This window comes from Intrasporangium sp. (assembly GCF_032907665.1).
GTDB lineage: Bacteria > Actinomycetota > Actinomycetes > Actinomycetales > Dermatophilaceae > Intrasporangium.
In genome coordinates, this window is sequence record NZ_JAJJPG010000251.1 from 1 (window position 1) to 2,791 (window position 2,791).

At 67.5% G+C, this 2,791-nt stretch carries 1 protein-coding gene and 2 pseudogenes; all 3 read right to left on the reverse strand.

Annotation, left to right across the window (positions count from 1 at the left end; translation table 11 throughout):
• Positions 1-679, reverse strand: a pseudogene (locus tag LOY02_RS19025) (F0F1 ATP synthase subunit beta); the annotation flags it as partial.
• 29 nt (positions 680-708) lie between these two features.
• Positions 709-1,653: a F0F1 ATP synthase subunit gamma gene (locus tag LOY02_RS19030; protein WP_317183933.1), complete on the reverse strand. Its 945-nt coding sequence runs from the start codon at positions 1,651-1,653 to the stop codon at positions 709-711.
• 170 nt (positions 1,654-1,823) lie between these two features.
• Positions 1,824-2,791 (reverse strand): annotated as a pseudogene (locus LOY02_RS19035) (F0F1 ATP synthase subunit alpha); the annotation flags it as partial.

Sequence of the window (2,791 nt, forward strand, 5' to 3'; positions counted from 1 at the left end):
TCTGCCCGAGGACGCCGGCCTCCTCCATCTCGACCATGAGGTCGTTGCCCTCACGGGTGCGCTCGCCGACACCGGCGAACACCGACACACCACCGTGGTCGCGCGCGACCCGGGCGATCATCTCCTGGATGAGGACTGTCTTGCCGACACCGGCACCGCCGAACAGGCCGATCTTGCCACCCTGGACGTACGGCGTCAGCAGGTCGATGACCTTGATGCCGGTCTCGAACATCTGGGTCTTGGACTCGAGCTGGTCGAAGTCGGGGGCCTTGCGGTGGATCCCCCACCGCTCCTTGATGTCGAGGGTCTCGCCCTCTTCGAGGTTCATGCACTCACCGGTCGTGTTGAAGACGTGACCGAGGGTGACGTCGCCGACCGGGACGGTGATCGGGCCGCCGGTGTCCTGCACGGTCGACCCGCGGACGAGTCCGTCGGTCGGCTGCAGCGAGATCGCGCGAACCATGTTGTCGCCGATGTGCTGGGCGACCTCGAGGTTGATGTTCTTGGTCTCGCCGCCGAGGGCGACCTGGGTGGTCAGCAGGTTGTACTGCTCCGGCATCGCGTCGCTGGGGAACTCGACGTCGACCACCGGGCCGATGATGCGAGAGATGCGTCCGACGCCGCCCGCACTGGGCCCCTGAGCGGCCGCCCCCACGTTGTCACTGACAGTTGCAGTCATGGTGGATCTTCCTTATTACCTAGTACGGGTTACTTCTTCTTCTGAGCGTCGGCGAGGGCGTTCGCGCCGCCCACGATCTCGCTGATCTCCTGGGTGATGCCGGCCTGCCGGGCCTGGTTGGCGAGCCGCTCGTACTTCTTGATGAGCTCTCCGGCATTGTCCGTCGCGGACTTCATCGCGCGCTGCCGGGCCGCGAGCTCCGACGCGGCCGAGCTGAGCAGGCAGGTGAAGATCCGGTTGCGGACGTACTTGGGCAGGAGCAGGTCGAGGACCTGGTCGGCACTGGGCTCGAACTCGTATTCCGGGACGAGCTGACCCTCCTCGTAGGTCGCCACGGAGAAGTCGAGTCCGGTGTCGCCCTGCGCATCTTCGGCCTCGACGACCTCGAGGGGCAGCAGCCGCAGCACGTGGGGGTCCTGGGAGACCATCGAGCGAAAGCGGGTGTAGACGACGTGGATCTCGTCGTTGCCTCCCTCCTCGGTCTCCTTGAGGAAGTCGGCCGTGATCCGGTCGGCGATCTCGCGCGCGTGCTCGAACCGCGGGGCGTCGGTGAAGCCGCTCCACTCGGCCGCATAGGGACGCCGGCGGAACTTGTAGTACGCCACGGCCTTGCGACCGACGAGGTAGGGCACGACCTCCTTGCCCTCGCTCTGGAGGCGCGTGACGAGCTCGGCGGCCTCCTTGAGCGCGGAGGCCGAGTAGGACCCGGCGAGACCACGGTCCGACGTGATGATGACGACGCCGGCGCGCAGCGCCGTCTCCTTCGCCGTCGTCAGCGGGTGTTCCTCGTTCGTGTGACTCGCCACGGCGGAGACGGCGCGTGTCAGTGCCGCGGTGTACGGCATCGCCTCGACGGCCCGCTGGCGCGCCTTGACGACGCGTGCAGCCGCGATCAGCTCCATCGCGTTGGTGATCTTCTTGATGGAGTTGACGGACTTGATGCGCTGGCGGTAGATCCGCATCTGCGCTCCCATGTGCTCCGCCTCTCTTGGTCGTGAATGCGTCGGTCGTTCAGTTCTCTGGGGCCGTATGCCGCCGGGCTGGCTCGTTCTGCAAGGTTCCCGCCATCCCCCCGACCCGCCCACGCGAGCTCTTCGGGGGATCACGGGGGCGCAGGCCCGCCAGGGCCGTGAGCCCCCGTGGGTTACTTGCGCTTGACGATCTGGGCCTGGACGATCTCGTCGGACTCCAGCTCGTCGAACTCCTCGTGCCCTGCCTCGAGGCCCTCGCGGCCCGTGCCCTTGAAGGTGAACTTCACGTCGTCGAAGACCTTCTCGAGTGCGGTCACGGTGTCCTCGTCGAGCTTCTTCGTCTCCCGGATCGTCTGGAGGACCTTGCCCTCCCGGCGCAGGGTCTCGAGCAGCTCGGTCTCGAAGTTGCGCACGTCCTCGACGGCGATGTCGTCGAGCCGGCCGGTCGTCCCGGCCCAGATCGAGACGACCTGCTCCTCGACGGGGTACGGGCTGCTCTGCGGCTGCTTGAGCAGCTCGACGAGGCGGGCACCCCGGGCCAGCTGCGCCCGGGAGGCGGGGTCGAGGTCGGACGCGAACATGGCGAACGCCTCCATCGCACGGAACTGCGCGAGGTCGAGCTTGAGGCGACCGGCCACGTCCTTCATCGCCTTGATCTGTGCGGCGCCACCGACTCGGGACACCGACACGCCCACGTCGATGGCGGGTCGGACGTTGGAGTTGAACAGGTCGGCCTGGAGGTAGATCTGACCGTCGGTGATCGAGATGACGTTCGTCGGGATGTAGGCCGAGACGTCGCCGGCCTTCGTCTCGATGATCGGCAGACCCGTCATCGAGCCCGCACCGAGGTCGTCGGAGAGCTTCGCGCAGCGCTCGAGGAGCCGTGAGTGGAGGTAGAAGACGTCACCGGGGTAGGCCTCGCGACCCGGGGGGCGACGCAGGAGCAGGGACACGGCGCGGTAGGCCTCGGCCTGCTTGGACAGGTCGTCGAAGACGATGAGGACGTGCTTGCCCTGGTACATCCAGTGCTGGCCGATGGCCGAGCCGGTGTAGGGGGCGAGGTACTTGAAGCCCGCCGAGTCGGAGGCCGGGGCCGCGACGATCGTCGTGTACTCCAGGGCGCCGGCCTCCTCGAGGGTGG

Coding starts and splice junctions, on each gene's coding strand:
- LOY02_RS19030 (WP_317183933.1), bottom strand. CDS start 1,653: ATGGGAGCGCAGATGCGGATCTACCGCCAGCGCATCAAGTCCGTCAAC.